This is a genomic window from Cryptosporangium sp. NPDC051539 (genome assembly GCF_044454545.1).
GTDB lineage: Bacteria > Actinomycetota > Actinomycetes > Mycobacteriales > Cryptosporangiaceae > Cryptosporangium.
Genome location: NZ_JBITDV010000003.1, coordinates 545,496 through 560,480, shown reverse-complemented (window position 1 = coordinate 560,480; position 14,985 = coordinate 545,496). Strand labels below are relative to the sequence as shown.

Annotated in this window: 14 protein-coding genes; 9 read left to right on the top strand and 5 right to left on the bottom strand. The window is 68.7% G+C overall.

Annotation, left to right across the window (positions count from 1 at the left end; translation table 11 throughout):
* Nucleotides 1-10 precede the first annotated feature (10 nt).
* Both ACIBZJ_RS12860 and ACIBZJ_RS12855 read left to right on the top strand, forming a co-directional pair.
* On the top strand, nucleotides 11-1,726 hold the full coding sequence (locus ACIBZJ_RS12860; protein WP_395928768.1) for a substrate-binding domain-containing protein: 1,716 nt from the start codon (nucleotides 11-13) through the stop codon (nucleotides 1,724-1,726).
* Nucleotides 1,726-2,838, top strand: a complete 1,113-nt coding sequence (locus ACIBZJ_RS12855) for a winged helix DNA-binding domain-containing protein (protein ID WP_395928766.1) — start codon at nucleotides 1,726-1,728, stop codon at nucleotides 2,836-2,838. The genes ACIBZJ_RS12860 and ACIBZJ_RS12855 overlap by 1 nt, the downstream gene beginning before the upstream one ends.
* Before the next feature lie 46 nt (nucleotides 2,839-2,884).
* On the opposite strand, the gene ACIBZJ_RS12850 is transcribed toward ACIBZJ_RS12855, so the two are convergent.
* Complete coding sequence (locus ACIBZJ_RS12850; RefSeq protein ID WP_395928764.1) at nucleotides 2,885-3,829, bottom strand: exopolyphosphatase; 945 nt, start codon at nucleotides 3,827-3,829, stop codon at nucleotides 2,885-2,887.
* Between the two features lie 456 nt (nucleotides 3,830-4,285).
* Between ACIBZJ_RS12850 and ACIBZJ_RS12845 the strand changes: the two genes are divergently transcribed.
* The 4 genes from ACIBZJ_RS12845 to ACIBZJ_RS12830 all read left to right on the top strand — a co-directional run bounded on the left by ACIBZJ_RS12845 (nucleotide 4,286) and on the right by ACIBZJ_RS12830 (nucleotide 8,413).
* Nucleotides 4,286-6,049: a cutinase family protein gene (locus ACIBZJ_RS12845; RefSeq protein ID WP_395928762.1), complete on the top strand. Its 1,764-nt coding sequence runs from the start codon at nucleotides 4,286-4,288 to the stop codon at nucleotides 6,047-6,049.
* A gap of 45 nt (nucleotides 6,050-6,094) precedes the next feature.
* On the top strand, nucleotides 6,095-6,568 hold the full coding sequence (locus tag ACIBZJ_RS12840) for a hypothetical protein (RefSeq protein ID WP_395928760.1): 474 nt from the start codon (nucleotides 6,095-6,097) through the stop codon (nucleotides 6,566-6,568).
* Between the two features lie 357 nt (nucleotides 6,569-6,925).
* Nucleotides 6,926-8,122, top strand: a complete 1,197-nt coding sequence (locus ACIBZJ_RS12835; protein WP_395928758.1) for a cellulase family glycosylhydrolase — start codon at nucleotides 6,926-6,928, stop codon at nucleotides 8,120-8,122.
* Nucleotides 8,123-8,206: 84 nt separating this feature from the next.
* The gene (locus tag ACIBZJ_RS12830) at nucleotides 8,207-8,413 is read left to right on the top strand and encodes an EF-hand domain-containing protein (RefSeq protein ID WP_395928756.1); all 207 of its coding nucleotides are present in this window, start codon (nucleotides 8,207-8,209) and stop codon (nucleotides 8,411-8,413) included.
* Between the two features lie 173 nt (nucleotides 8,414-8,586).
* Here ACIBZJ_RS12830 and ACIBZJ_RS12825 read toward each other — a convergent pair whose 3' ends face one another.
* Entirely contained in the window at nucleotides 8,587-10,182 is a 1,596-nt protein-coding gene (locus ACIBZJ_RS12825) for an amino acid permease (RefSeq protein WP_395928754.1), read from the bottom strand.
* 200 nt (nucleotides 10,183-10,382) lie between these two features.
* Between ACIBZJ_RS12825 and ACIBZJ_RS12820 the strand changes: the two genes are divergently transcribed.
* Nucleotides 10,383-10,730 (top strand): DUF397 domain-containing protein, encoded by a 348-nt coding sequence (locus ACIBZJ_RS12820; RefSeq protein WP_395928752.1) that lies wholly within the window; start codon nucleotides 10,383-10,385, stop codon nucleotides 10,728-10,730.
* Nucleotides 10,731-10,938: 208 nt separating this feature from the next.
* On the top strand, nucleotides 10,939-11,178 hold the full coding sequence (locus ACIBZJ_RS12815) for a DUF397 domain-containing protein (protein WP_395928750.1): 240 nt from the start codon (nucleotides 10,939-10,941) through the stop codon (nucleotides 11,176-11,178).
* Nucleotides 11,179-11,217: 39 nt separating this feature from the next.
* Here the strand turns inward: ACIBZJ_RS12815 and ACIBZJ_RS12810 are convergent, their stop codons facing one another.
* Nucleotides 11,218-12,066, bottom strand: coding sequence for a helix-turn-helix domain-containing protein (locus tag ACIBZJ_RS12810; protein WP_395928748.1), 849 nt, complete (start codon nucleotides 12,064-12,066; stop codon nucleotides 11,218-11,220).
* 717 nt (nucleotides 12,067-12,783) lie between these two features.
* Here ACIBZJ_RS12810 and ACIBZJ_RS12805 point away from each other — a divergent pair.
* Entirely contained in the window at nucleotides 12,784-13,335 is a 552-nt protein-coding gene (locus ACIBZJ_RS12805; RefSeq protein WP_395928746.1) for a hypothetical protein, read from the top strand.
* Here the strand turns inward: ACIBZJ_RS12805 and ACIBZJ_RS12800 are convergent.
* Both ACIBZJ_RS12800 and ACIBZJ_RS12795 read right to left on the bottom strand, forming a co-directional pair.
* Complete coding sequence (locus ACIBZJ_RS12800; protein ID WP_395928744.1) at nucleotides 13,332-14,558, bottom strand: RNA polymerase sigma factor; 1,227 nt, start codon at nucleotides 14,556-14,558, stop codon at nucleotides 13,332-13,334. The genes ACIBZJ_RS12805 and ACIBZJ_RS12800 overlap by 4 nt on opposite strands.
* Nucleotides 14,555-14,917 (bottom strand): YciI family protein, encoded by a 363-nt coding sequence (locus ACIBZJ_RS12795; RefSeq protein ID WP_395928742.1) that lies wholly within the window; start codon nucleotides 14,915-14,917, stop codon nucleotides 14,555-14,557. Before ACIBZJ_RS12795 ends, ACIBZJ_RS12800 begins: the two co-directional genes overlap by 4 nt.
* Between the last annotated feature and the right edge of the window lie 68 nt (nucleotides 14,918-14,985).

The following is a 14,985-nucleotide window of genomic DNA, read 5'->3' as shown; positions in this document are numbered from 1 at the left end:
CAATCCCTGGGTGGCCTCAACCGTCGTGCTCGTCGTGGTCCTGAGCGGGCTCGGCGTCGGGTACGCGTTACAGGCCGGCGAGTGTTCCGGCGACCCCGTGGTGCTCTCGGTGGTGACCTCACCCGACCAGCGCGACGTCGTCCGCGGGCTGGCCTCGTCGTGGCAGCGCGAGAAACACTCGTTCGACGGGCACTGCGGCAGCATCGCCGTGCGCGGGCAGGAGTCGGCGGCGGTCGGGCAGTCGCTGTCACCGACGCAGAACGGCGCCGGGCCGAGCCAGCGGGTCGACGTCTGGATGCCGGACTCCTCCACCTGGGTGACGGCGACCGCGGCCCGGTCCGGCATGGCGAAGCTGTTCGCCTACGACCGGCCGAGCGTGGCCACCTCCCCGATCGTGCTGGCCGCGCCGCGCCCGATGGCCGACGCGCTGGGCTGGCCGACCAAACCGGTCTCCTGGATGCAGCTGGCCCTGCAGCGGATCGGCGGCCGGACCTGGAAGGACTACGGGCACCCCGAGTGGGGCGCGCTGCGCATCGGCATCGGCGACCCGCGGCAGTCGATGGCCGCGCTCGGCACGCTGCTCTCGGTCGTCGACGCGGACGCCGACACGCAGGTCGACGAGACCGAACTGCACAACGCGCTGCTGCTGGCCCGCGCCGACACGATGGAGAAGACGACGTCGGCGGCGTTCGTGCGAACGCTGAGCACCACCGCCGACACCGACCGGCTGCTCGCCGCGGCCGGCCCGTTCCCGGCCACCGAGCAGCAGGTCGCCGCGTACGACGCGACCACTCCGGCGGTGCCGCTGACCGCGATCCACCCCACCGAGGGGACGATCTTCGCCGACTACCCGTACGTCACGCTGGCGGCTTCCTGGGTCGACCCGGTGCGGCAGGAGATCGCGGCGAGCTTCCTCGAGCTGCTGCAGAGCCGGGAGGGCCGGGACGCCTACGGGAAGGCCGGGTTCCGCGACCCGGAGCGCACGACCCGTTACGTCCGCGGGTTCGAGCCGGTCCAGGGCATGGGCAGCCCGGTCTCGGCCGGGGCGCGTCCGCTGCCGGGCGACGACGCGATCGTCAAGACCGTGGTGTTCTGGACGGCGCTGCAGCGCAAGGCGAACGTGCTGGCGACCGTGGACACGTCCGGGTCGATGGCGGATCCGGCGCCCGACCGGTCCGGTGCCCGGATCCAGGTCGTGCAGGAGGCCTGCATCCGGGCGATCACGCTGTTCAGCCCGGAGTCCGGTGTCGGGCTGTGGAAGTTCTCGACCGACCTGAAAGGGAAGCAGGACTATCAGCAGCTCGTGCCGATCGGTCCGGTCGGCGGGACGCTGCCGGACGGCAAGACACCGCGCCGGGCCGCGCTGGCGACCGCGATCCGCCGCGATCTGAAGCCGCACGGCTGGACCGCCCTCTACAACACGATCGACGCCGCCTACCGCGAGGTGCAGGCCCACTACCAGCCCGGGCGGCTCAACCTGCTGGTGTTGCTCACCGACGGGAAGAACGAGACGCCGGGCGGCCTGACCCGGCCGCAGCTGGTGGCCCGGCTGCGCGCGACGATGAAGCCCGACCGGCCGGTGCAGGTGATCGCGATCGGCTTCGGCTCGGGCGCTGACCTGCGGGAACTGAAGGAGATCACGTCGGCTGTCGGAGGGAAGGCCTACTCGGCCGACAGCGGCAGTGACATCGACAAGATCTTCCTTTCGACGTTGACCGGACGGTGATGGTCAGTAGGCGAGCGCTCAACCGGGCCACGCTGGCCCGCCAGCTTCTGCTCGAGCGGTCGCCGATGCCGGTCGTCGAGGCGGTCGAGCACCTCGGCGGGCTGCAGGCGCAGACGCCGCACTCCTGGTACCTGGGGCTCGGCGCGCGGCTGTCCGGCGTCACGCCCGAAGACGTCTCGGCGCGGCTGGAAGATCGCAGCCTGGTCCGGGTCGCGCTGCACCGCTCGACGATCCACCTGGTGTCGGCGCGGGACTGCCGGGCCTGGCGCCCGCTGATCCAGCCGGTGATCGTCCGGTCGACGAACACGAACTACGGGAAGCGTCTGGGCGGTGCCGACGTCGGCGCGGTCGTCGCGGCCGGCCGCCAGGTGCTGGAGGAGAGCCCGCAGACGTTCGCGGTGCTGGAGAAGGAGCTCGGTGCCCGCTGGCCGGCCGCCGACCCGCACGCGCTGTCGGCGACGGTCCGGGCCCAGCTGCCGCTGATCCAGGTGCCGCCGCGGGGCACCTGGGGCCCGTCCGGCCCGGTGAGCGGTCCGATCGCGCACACGACGGCCGACGCGTGGCTGGGGCCGTCGTCGTCCGCGGTGGCCGGGGCCGAGGAACTGGTGCTGCGGTACCTGGCCGCGTTCGGCCCGGCCGGAGTGAAGGACGCCCAGGTCTGGACCGGGCTCACCCGGCTCCGCGAGGTGTTCGACCGGTTGCGCCCGTCGCTGGTGGTGCTCACCGACCCCGACGGGCGTGAGCTGTTCGACGTGCCCGGGGCGCCGCGGCCGGACGACGACACGCCGGCGCCGGTGCGGCTGCTCTACGACTTCGACAACCTGCACCTCTCGTACGCCGAGCGCACGCGGTTCCAGAGGCCGGAGACCGCGCAGGCGCGGGCACGGACGTTCACGAAGAACGGTGTGCTGCCGGGCACGATCCTGGCCGATGGTGACGTCTGCGGGGTCTGGACGCTGGCCCGGGCCCGAACCGGCGTCACGCTCACCGTGCGTCCGCTGACGAAATGGGCCCCTGGGCAGGCGTCGGCCATCGAATCGGAAGCGACCACGATGGTGGACTGGGCCGCCGGTCCGTCCGCCCGCACCGTGGAGGTCGGTGACCCGGTCTAGGCCGGGGCCCGGTCTGGGCCGGGGCCCGGCCTGGGCCGGGGCTCGTCTAGCGGGTGGCGCCGACGGTCCGCGGGGTGCTGATCTCGTTGATGACCTCGGCCAGGACCCGTTCGGAATCCTCGTGCGGGATCTGGCAGGTGCCGGCCGCGATGTGGCCCCCGCCCCCGTACCTGAGCATCACCGAACCGATGTCGACCGGCGAGGTCCGGTCGAGGATCGACTTGCCGCAGGCCAGCACCGTGTTCTGCTTCTGGCGGCCCCACATGACGTGGATCGACACCCGGGCCTGCGGATACAGCGCGTAGACGAGGAAGCGGTTGCCGGCGTAGATCGTCTCCTCCTCGCGCAGGTCGAGCACCACGACGTCGCCGTGCATGGTCCCGACCCGGTTGAGCTGGTCGACGAAGAACTTGTGGTGGGCGTTGAAGAGGTCGGCGCGCTCGGCGACGTCCGGCAGATCGAGGATGTCCTCGACGTCCGTGTGCTCGATGCAGGCGTCGATCAGTTTCATCATGAGCTGGTAGTTCGAGATCCGGAACTGGCGGAACCGTCCGAGGCCGGTGCGGCTGTCCATCAGGAAGTTGAGCAGCGTCCAGCCGGTCGGGTCGAGGACCTCTTTGATGTCGTACTGCGCGGAGTCGGCCCGGTCGACCGCGTCCATGATCTCGTCGGAGACCTCGGCGAACCGTTCCCGGCCGCCGTAGTGGTCGAAAACGACCCGGGCGGCCGACGGTGCGTCCGGGTCGATGATGTGGTTCTCCGCGGTACTGCCGAGGCGCAGCGTCTCGGAGTGGTGGTGGTCGAAGACGAGATGCGCTTGGGGCGCGTACGGCAGGTTCGTGAGGATGTCTCGATCGGTGATCTCGACCGAGCCGTCCTGGACGTCCTTCGGGTGCACGAACGTGATCTCGTCGACGAGGTCGAGCATGCGCAGCAGCACCGCGCAGACCAGGCCGTCGAAGTCGCTGCGGGTCACCAAGCGGTACGACATGAGAGCCCCTCGGGGGTGCCTGAGTCCTATCTTCGGCCAGATCGGCAGCGCGGGCACCGGCCTGAACGTTCCGCTCCATCGAACCTCCGGCCGGGGCGGCCGCCGTGTCTGTGAATTCTGTTGTCCGGTGGGACCTCCGGGCCGAAAGAAATAACGTGCCCTATTTAGCGGTACGTAACCGGAATCGTGAATCACGTCGATCATCTTTCGTAATTTTCGCCTGAAATTTCCGTCGTTGACCGGCGAATCGACGCGGTCACATCCGCCGTACGGGCTGCAACGATGCGGCCGAAAGTCGACCGGCACCGCCGACTTCGCGTGCGTAATTCCGCGCCGAACAGGGGAAAGGATCGCGGCGCGAGCGAGCCATTCGGCGCCATAAGCTGCCGCGGGTCGGCTCGGCAATTCCCTAGTCAGCCGGCCCACCCCTCATTTCTGTACCCGAATTGGTGCCCGGTGCCTCTGCCTGTCCGTGTCCTGAGACTGTGGTGTCTCGGTCTGCTGTGCCTCTGCGGGATCGTCCCGGCCGGGGCAGCGCCGGCCCGCGCCACCGACTACGGCTGCGGCGACGTCGCGGTGGTGTTCGCGCGGGGGTCCGGGCAGCGGCTGGGCCAGCGGGAGAGCACGGCGTTCCTGACCGCGTTCTCGGCCCGGCTGGGATCCGACGTCCGGGCGGTCGCGTACGAGCTGGGCACGGCCACCTACGGCGGGGCCCGCTATCCGGCGGTCGGCGTCGGGGTCGACAGCAGCGACGCGTTCGAGAACCTGCTGGACGCCGGGTCGTTCTGGACCGGCAACGAGGGCGGGCGGTACCGGGCCTCGGTAGCGGCCGGTGCCACCGAGCTGCGGGCGTACGTGACCGGGCGGCTGGCGGCCTGCCCGGACGAGCGGGTCGTGCTGTCCGGCTACTCGCAGGGTGCGCAGGTGGTCGGCGACGCGCTGGCCCCGCTGGCCCGGGCCGTGCGGGACCGGATCGCGTACGTGGGATTGTTCGGTGACCCGAAACTCTCGCTGCCGGAGGGCCGGGGGATCTTCCCGGCGGCGTGCCGGGGCCACTCGCTCTCGCCGTGGCGGCGTGGGAATGTCGGCTGCTACACCGACAACGGCGTGCTGGACGCCCGCTCGTCGTACGTCCCCCCGGACCTGGCGGAGCGGGTGGGTTCGTGGTGCGACCGGGACGACCCGGTCTGCAACAGCAACCTGGCGGACTTCCTGCACTCCTCCCACGGGGCGTACGCCCAGCCGGGAAAGGCAGTCGACCAGGCGGCCCGGGAGTCCGCGCTGGCGGTCCGCGCGGCGCTCGGGAAACGCGGCCAGAAGATCGACGTCGCGACGGACGGTTCCGTGGCGCTGACGATCGGGGAGTACTGGGCCTCGCCCGGCACCTCGGTCCGGTTCGACGCCTCGGCCTCGGCGCTGGTACCGGAGGCGGTTGCGGCCTACCAGTGGGACTTCGACGGCGACGGTGCCACCGACCGCACGACCACGACTCCGGTGGCCGACCACGTCTACCCCGCGACGTTCACCGGGCGCGTCCTGCTGCGCGTGGCGGCCGAGGACGGCGCCGAGCTCCTGACGTCCGCCGCGGTGCACGTCGACCGGGCCGGTCTCGGGCCGCGGATGCCGTCGGCGCCGGCCGCGGTGACGGTCCGGGCCGCCCACGGCGACCGGGGTGCGCTCGTCGGCTGGCGGGCGCCCGCGCAGCCGCGGGCCACTGCCTGGCGGATCCACGACGCGGACGGCCGGCTGCTCGCGCACGTTCCGGCGGACGTCCGGCAGGTGGATCTCCCGGCGCTGCCGGACCGGACCACGACCCTCACCGTCGAGGCGGTCAACGAATACGGCAGCAGCACCCCCGCGCGCGCGACACCCCGCGGCGCGGGCTCGTCCCGGTTCGGACGCGCCGTCCCGGCGGCCGACGTCGACGGCGCGGGCGGTGGCCGCGCGCCGGACGCGGAGACCGGCCGGGCCGGGAAGGCCGGGCCGGCCGCGGGAGGTGCGGCGGACCCGCCGCCGGCCGCCGCGCTCGGGAGGACCCCCGAGCTCACCACCGGTCTGGTCGCGGTGGCGGTGGCGCTACTGCTGACGACGACCGGGGCGCTCTGGTTCTGGCTGCTGCGATCGCAGTTCACCGTGTGCGGACCCACAGGACGGCACCGCCGCCGCCGACAGAAAGATGTTGACCGTTCTGAACACTCATTGCGTCTGCGACGTAACTAGGTGATGAGGGACGGTTATGAGACGGATGACGAGGCAGGAGACGTCATGAGCCCGGCTCGGCACGCGATCGATCAGAACCGGCGCTCCGGCGCCCGGACGTTCGCCGCTGCCGCTGCCGTGCTCGTCGTCGTGGTGGGTGCCGTGGGAGCCGTGATCACGCTACGCGGACCCCACCACCCCGACGTGGTGACCGAAGCGAACCGGTTCCGCCCGCTGGCCGGGTGGTGGCAGGTCGAGATCGAGGACCGTTCGGGGTCCGGCTGCCTGGATGCCGGGTGCCCGTCGTCCTTCCGGCGCTGGCAGGTCGACCACCCGCCGACGCCGGAGCAGCTCCGCACGTCGTTCGCGGCGGCCGGCTGGCCGGCCCCGGCGGTGCAGGGGACGTGCCGGGCGGTGGACGAGCGCTCGGGCTCGTTCCCGCTCTGCACCGCCTCGGCCTCCTCGGGCGACCTGCGGATCACGGTCACGGTCACCGAGGACGACGCTTACCAGGTCGCGCTCACCGTTGAAACCAGCTGAACCGGTCCCTCGACCGAAGCGTCAAGAGATAGGGCAAGGCGGATGAATCTGCCCCCACTGCTCTGCGTTCGCACGGAGGCGACCATGGGCTTCACCGGTACCGTCACGCGCTCCCGCGCGGGCTCCCACCCGCTGTGCCGCTGTGCCGCGTTGCGGGTCACGTTCGATCTGCGCCGCGTTTTCGCACTTCAGAAGGCCGGCAGGGAGACGGCGGCACCCGTGCCGCACCCGATCCGCACCCCCTGAGGCCGCCGGAAATCCGCGCAACCGTCCTGCACCCGTCCCGCTTCCGTTCCCGCTACCGACGCCGCCGAACTTGGTTATCGAGAGGCACCGGGGACGACGTGAGGGGCGAGGATGAAGCGCACGATTCTGGTAGCGGCCGTGTTGGCGGTAGCTGGACTGGTTTGGCTCGCTATCGGAGGCGGCACTGCGCAGGCGGCGACGACGGCGCTGGCCGCCAAGCCGACCGAGACCTCGGCCAAGAAGAAGAAGAAGCTGGCCCCGGCGGTCGCGCCCAGCACGTCCTCGGCCGCGGTTCCCGCGCTCGGTGTGCAGATGCACGCCATGTGGGAGATGTACTGGAACGGCCAGACCCCGAACGCGATGTTCGACGCGCACCTCAACGCCCTCGCCGCCAACAAGGTACAGATCGTCCGCGTCGACATGGGTTGGTCCGCCAGCCAGCCGACGCCGGCCGCCCCGGCCGTGGACTCGTGGCACAACAAGCGCCTGAGCATCGCGATCGACCGGATCCGGGCCAAGGGCATGAAGGTGTTCATCACCGCGCACCAGTCGCCGAACTGGTCCCGTCCCGGCACCGGCAGCAACCTGATGCAGTTCCCGGCCGACCCGAACTCGATCAAGCCGTGGATGACGTTCCTTTCCAAGAACTACGGTTCGCGGATCGCCGGCGTCGAGGTCTGGAACGAGCCGAACCTGGTCGAGTTCACCGGCGTGGCCGACGCGGCGCTGCGCGTCAAGAAGTTCGTCGCGGTGCTGAAGGCGTCCTACGCGGGTATCAAGGCCGGCAACAAGTCCGTTCCGGTGATCTTCGGTGGCACCGCGCAGACCGACGACGTGTTCGTCAAGGAGGCGTACGCCGACGGCGCCAAGGGCGCGTTCGACGTCATGGCCGTGCACCCCTACCAGGGCAACCAGACCAAGGCCCCGGAGTCGACCGACATCGTCGGCAAGTCGCGGATCACGAACATGCCGGCGATCATCGCGGCGATGAAGGCCAACGGCGACTCCGCGAAGCCGATCTGGTGGACCGAATTCGGGACCTCCGTGCACTCCAACGCCGGTATCAACCAGCCGTGGCTGTTCGGTGTCGCCAGCGACCAGATCGCCGGTGACTACATGGTCCGCTCGTTCAAGCTGGCGGCGGCGCGTTACCCGCAGGTCAAGGTCGGCACGATCTACACCGCGTACCGCCCGGCCGCCGGTATCTCGGCCCACCAGTACGGTTACCGCGTGCTCGACGCCGACGGCACCGTGCACGCCCAGCTGACAATGCTGAAGAAGATGCGGGACACCACCCCATCGCGTTGATGTTCTGCTTTTCGAAACGGCGGGTGTCTTCGGACGCCCGCCGTTTCATGTTTGGGAGTGGCGGCCGTAGGCCACTGTGTCGACGTGACGACTGACTATGCAACGACTTTCGACCTGATCGACCTCGACAACGACGGCAAGATCTCGGCCGCCGAACTGGTCCGGGTCGCCACCGCGCTCGGCGACACGATCTCCGAGGAAGACGCGGTCGCCGCCGTCGAGCGGGTGGACGCCGACGGCGACGGCCTGATCAGCCTCGAGGAGTTCACCGCGTACATGGGGTCACGCTGAACTGTCGGCGAGACTACTTTCCGCGCGTCGGGTAGCTGATCAATTGCGTTGCGTGAACAAGTCATCCTGAGGAAGCCGGATCAATCAACCGGAGCCGGGATGACACATCTGAAGAAGCACACCGAGCCGCAGGCCGGGGACGTCAAGGGACTCCCCGGCCCGCAGGCACGTCGTCAGACCGCTCCGGGCGTGGCCGGCTCGGTGAGCGGCTCCTCGTCGATCGTCCGCCGGGGGCCGGTGAACCACCGCCTCGCGGAGGCGAACCACCAGATCGTGATCCCGAGCAGCACCGCACCGGTGATGATCGGCGCGTAGTTGACGTCGAACCAGGTGAAGCCGTCGCTGAACGGCACGCCGCTGGGGACGATCGGCAGGCAGAAGTAGATGCTGATGACGACGATCTCGACCGCGGCCACGACGTTCATCCAGCGGTAGTTCTTCCCGAGATTCCAGGGACCGGGCTGGAAGGTCGCGCCGGCTTTCAGGCGGTAGAAGATCGGGATCACGAACGCGAGGTAGAGCCCGATCACCGCGACGCTCACGACGGCGTAGAACGCGACCGGAATGCCGGCCGGGCTCTTGTAGAGCGCCGGGAGCGTGATGATGACGCCCGCCGCCGCGCCGCCGAGCACCGCGTTGACCGGGACGCCGGTGGTGGGCGAGACCTTGCTCCAGATCTTCTTGCCCGGGACGGCACCGTCCCGGCTGAACGCGAAACTCATCCGGGAGAGGCTGGTCATCGCCGCGATGCCGCAGAACACCTGGCCGATCGTGGCGATCACCATGACCAGCTTGAACAGCACCGGTGACAGCGCCGACGAGAAGATCGCGATGACGCTGCCGACCCCGTAACCGTTGTCCGGCGAGTTGATGAAGCCGACGTCCTTCGCCGCCCAGAGGAACGCGAGCAGCAGCAGCCAGCCGCCGATCGCGGAGTAGAAGATGCTCTGCCAGATGCCCCGGGCGACGGCGCGCGACGCACCGGCGGTCTCCTCGGACATGTGCGCGGAAGCGTCGAAGCCGGTGATCGTGTACTGGGTCAGCAGGAACCCGAGCGGCAGCACGTAGAACCAGAAGCTGAGGCTGGAGTCGGAGAACCCGGAGTTGTTGATCCGCTCGGTGAAGATGAAGCTCGCGTCCTGGTGGCCCTTCGAGGCGACGAGCAGGACGACGATGATCACCGCGGCGCCGACCACGTGCCACCCGGCGCTGACGTTGTTGATCAGGGCCAGCAGGTGCGAGCTGAAGATGTTCAGCACGCTGACCACGATCATCAGCACGATGAACCAGAAGAACTGCTGGTTGAGCGCGTCGCCGCCGAACGTGTCGGCCCAGCCCGACCAGAACAGCGTCAGCGTGATGTTCCAGAAGCCCGCGCACGCGTACACGACGCTCGCGGTCACCGCGACCAGCCCGACGAGGTTGAGCCAGCCGGTGTAGAACCCGGCGGCCGGGCCGCCGAGGCGGGCCGCCCACCAGTAGATGCCGCCCGCGGTGGGGTAGGCGGAGCCCATTTCGGCCAGGCAGAGCCCGATGATCAGGATGAAGACGCTGATCAGGGGCCAGCCGAGCGAGATCGCGATCGGTCCGCCGTTGTTCCAGGCCTGGGCGAACGTGGTGAAGCAGCCGGCCAGGATCGAGATGATCGAGAACGAGATCGCGAAGTTCGAGAAGCCGGACCAGGTGCGATGGAGCTCCTGGCGGTAGCCGAGCTCGGCGAGCCGGTCTTCGTCCGAGAGCGGAGTTGGTCTTTCGTCGGCGACTGCCATGAACGCCTCCTCATACAGCGGGGAACTGCGAGGGTCACTGCGAACGTCGTCGTCCGGGGGGCGCCAGGAAGACGGGTGCGGCTCGGGGTGAGGACCGGAGAGCACCGCTCAGAGCGTTATAGCTGTTCGCGCCGTTTGGTGAAAGGTACGGATTCCGCGGCGGACGGTCTGTCGTCGGTACGAAGCGGGGGATCCGTCGAATGATGGGCCGATATTCTGGAACGAGAAGTCGTGAACATGGTGATTACATACGATGTCTGAGACCTCCGCGCCGAGGCCGGGCCGTTGTGGAGCGTTCGTTCGAGGATGCCCGGCTCACGTCTGAGCGGACTGGGGCGACCATGGATGCGCAGCGGGACGAGCTCGTGTGGCACCGATCTACTCGGTGCAGTCATCAGAGCTGCCTAGAAGTAGCGTTTGCGAAAGAAGCGGTGATCATGCGCAATAGTTCGGTTCCAGGTGGCGTGAATATTGCGGTTCCCGTACGCGCCTGGAGGGGGTTTGTTGAGGCAGTCAGGTCGGGCGACTTCGGCCGCCCGAGCGACTAGCGACCCTGCGTAGTGACGCCCTGTCACATAGCATGATGTGTCCAAACTGGCGACGAAGCGCGGTCGCTCCTCTCTAAAGTATGCTCGGTGATCTATGCCTCCCTTTCCGGCGCTGCTTTAGGCGACGCTGATAAATTTCTCGTACTGACCCTCCTGGGGACGGGCCTGGCGTGTCCCGCCGCCGATCGGGCGACCGTCGCAGACAATCATGTGGCGTTCGAGTCGCGCGCAGGGGGGAAGCATGGCTGAAGAGAGTAGTCGAGAAGTCGCTTGGCGCCGGGCAGCTCGGTGTAGCCACACGAACTGTGTGGAGGTCGCGCGGGTTGGCGACGCTATCGCCGTCAGGGATAGCAAAGCGGGAGAGGTCGGGCCACTGTTGGCCTATCCGGTTCCGGCTTGGCTCGCCTTTCTCGATGGGGCCAAAAGCGGAATTTTTGACCCTAGATAACCAAGATGGCCAGGTGGCGGTCGTGTCTGCGGCCGCCACCTATAGATCCCGTGCTGCTGACGCGATGAGTTCCCGCGAGCTCGCTTGATCCAAGGAAAGCTCCCGAATCTGGCTGAACACCGCGCGATATGTGCGGAGGCTGCTCATGTCCACCAAAAAAACGGGTGGAGCGAGGCCGTCAATATAAACTCGGTCTCTAATCGCCTCGTCGAATGACAGAATGGTGAACAATGAATCCACTGCGGGGTGCGCCCCTGCGCTAAATGGAATCACCTGCACTATAAAATTCTCGTCAAAGGTGAGCTCAGCAAGATGCTTGAGCTGAGCGCGCATCAGTGATGCTCCGCCAACCGTGCGACGAAGTACGGCCTCATCGAGGATGAAGTGCAAGCGTGGCGGATTCGAGCGTCCGAAAATTCGTTCTTGTCGGTCAAGCCGAGCGGCCACCACCTTTTCCAGCAAATCGCCAGGAATATCTGGCTGGAGTCGACGGAATAGCGAGCGTGTGTAGTCGGGAGTCTGCAGAAGCCCGGTAACCACCGATGACTTATAGTCTTCAATTGCGCTTGCCGCTCGCTCGAGTTCAGCGAAGTCGCGATTGTCTACAATGGTCTTCCGGGTCGTCCGGCGCCGGGCTTCGTCGGCGAGTTTGCCCAGGCGGGCACGCTCGGCCGCATCGAGGTCGTAGAGCTCGCACAGACGAGTCAGGTCATCTACCTGTACGGGACGGTTTCCGGTCTCGATGCGGCTCAACTTGGATGCCGAGAATCCGGTCGCAGCGAGCACCTGTGAGGTGGTGAGCTCGCTGGCCTCGCGGTGGCGCTTGAGGGCAGCCGCGACCTCGAGCCGACGCAAGGCCGGTGAGAGCACGTCTGACGCTTTGGTCACGACAGCTCCTGCGGGTTGTGCGGTGGGTATGACTCGTCCTGCATGGAGCGAGCGGTTCGATGCGATGCGCAACTTGCAATTCCATTGGCAATTGCCAGTGATCTTGCCATGCGCGTCCGAGACAGTCACGATGTGAGGTGAGGGAACTTGCGGTCCCAATCGCATCGTGGCCCGGCAGGCGCAGGTCACCGAGGCTTCTGTGACGCCACGGGATGTTGTTCCCCATGAGGTGGGGTAGTGGAGGTGGGCTAGTAGAAAACCCCGATCGGCGCTGAGCGGCGCCCTCGTATCGCTCCCATAGTTCATGGTGAGCGCCTCCTCGCAAAACGGGCTGAGTCGATGTTGGAGCATCGACCCAGCCCAATGGCGCACACCAAACCGCAAACTGGCCAGCTTGCTCAGTGACAGGTGATGCGCTGTGTTTCAAACTACCCGTGATTTCGACCGACTTCTAGACCGACTCAATCACAGAGTGGTCGTTTTTGGCGACTGCTTGTTCCGACGGCAGGACGGTATCGCTCGTGCTGGCGGTTGGGAAATTCAGCGAATCTGGCGCGGGTTGGGCCGCCGCTACCGCGACCCGCGGATCGCGCGGGGGGCCTGCCCGGGGCTGATCGCGCTGGACGACATAGAGCGTCAGCCGAGCCCGACCTGCCCTGGTGGAGCCCCCGTTGCCGCCCGGCCGGTGCTGGTCGATGACGGTGCCGGAGGTGTCCAGTGACCACGTCACCCCGAGTCGGGCCGCCCGGTGAGCCTCCGCAGTACTCCCCGCTGCCGCCCGAGGTCAGGCGGCCGCTGCCCACTACCGTCCTCTGGCGATGGCGTTACGAATCCGTCGCCGTTATTGGTATCTCCACCTGCGGCCTGCTCGCCGACCACGCGGGCCGCCTTTCCGAAACAGCGCTCGTTGCGGCGATCGGGGCGGCCTTCATCGCGAGCACCCCGCCGTTACGACGGGCCGTCGCGAGCCGCGTCCTGTGCATCGTCTCCGCCCATCGGGTACGCACGGGGCTCGCCCACGCTTGGGTCCACAACCGATACGGGCGGCTCCCGGCCATCCTCGTCACGCGTCCGACCGATTACGGCGAATCGGTAACCCTGTGGTGTCCGGCCGGGGTCGGCCAACTGCAGGTCAGCGCCGCCGCCGGCGTCCTGCGCGACGCCTGCTGGGGCGCCCAGCACGTCCAGGTCACTACCGACCCCCGCCGGAGACACCTCGTCACCGTCCACGTGGTCCGTCGAGCGGTGGACGACATGATGCACGGCTAGAGTCGCGCAGCCCGACCGTCGAGGTAACGACGCTCCGGGAGGCTGGCGGTCAGACCCGCGGCTTCCCGGTACGCGTCCCGGGCGCCGGCGGCGTCCCCGGCCATCTCCAGCAGATGCGCCCGCACCGCGTGCCAGCGGTGATGCCGCCCCAGCTGCGACGAAACCGTGTCCAGCAACGCCAGACCCGCTGACGGGCCGGCCACCTGCGCCACCGCCACGGCCCGGTTCAGCGTCACGATCGGCCCGGGCTCGAACCGCGACAGCAACGTGTACAGGCCCACGATCTGGGCCCAATCCGTCTCCTCCGCCGACGGGGCCTCGGCGTGCACCGCCGCGATCGCCGCCTGCAGCTGGTACGGCCCCAGGGGCGCCACCGGCAGCACCGCGGTCAGAAGCGACACCCCTTCCGAGATCAGCGCCCCGTCCCAGGACAGCCGGTCCTGCGACTCCAGCGGCACCAGCGAGCCGTCGACACCCAGCCTCGCCGGCCGCCGCGCCTCGGTCAGCAGCATCAACGCCAGCAGCCCGGCGATCTCGCCGTCCCCCGGTGACAGCGCGAGGACCGCCCTCGTCAGCCGGATGGCTTCCGTCGTGAGGTCGGAACGGTGCAGAGACGACCCCGCCGTCGCCACGTACCCCTCGTTGAAGATCAGATACAGCACCCGCAGCACGACCGTCAGCCGGGCGGCCCGATCGGCGGGCACCGAGAACGACTCGCCACGAAGACGCGCCTTCGCCCGCGAGATCCGCTGCGCCATCGTCGCCTCCGGCACCAGGAACGCGGCCGCGATCTCGGCCGTCGTCAGACCGCCGACCGCCCGCAACGTCAACGCGGCCTGCGCGGTCGGCGTCAGCGCCGGGTGGCAGCACAGAAAAAACAACGTCAGCGTGTCATCGACGCCGGAAACGCCCCCAGCCCCGGCGACCCCGCCGGCGACCCCGCCGGCCGAATCGAGCGGCGCCGACTCCAGCACGACCGCTTCCTCGCGCCGCTTGCGCGCCGACTCCGACCGCCACGCATCCGTCAGCCGCCGGGTAGCCACCGTCAGCAGCCACGACTGCGGCGAGGAAGGGACCCCGTCGGAGGGCCACTGCCGGAACGCCGCCAGCAACGCCTCCTGCACGGCGTCCTCGCACTCCGAGAACTGCCCGTACCGGCGCACCAGCACCCCCAGGACCTGCGGCGCCGACGCGCGCAGCAGGTCCTCGAGCGACGAGCTCACATCTCCAGCCCGGCGTCGTTCATCACCGGCCGCACCTCGATCGCCGAGAACGCCGCATCCGGGATCTTCGCGGCCAGTTCGATCGCGCGGTCCATGGTCTCGCAGTCGACCGCGTAGTACCCGGCCAGGTACTCCTTCGACTCCAGGTAGGGCCCGTCGGTCACGTCCACCGCGCCGCCACGGACCCGCACCGTCGCGGACGCCGCCGGCGCGGCCAGCGCCACCGATCCCAGCAGCTCACCGGTGGTCTGCAGCTCCTCCATGAGTTCGCCGTGCCCGGCGAACACCGCTTGCTTCTCCTCCTCCGACAGCGCCTCGAACGTCTCGGGGTTCATCGTGATCAGCAGCAGGTACTTCATTCTGGCCTCCTCGGTAGACACCACGGAGTCGGAGCCGCGGCCCCGCGCTCGACACCCACGGGTGTGAC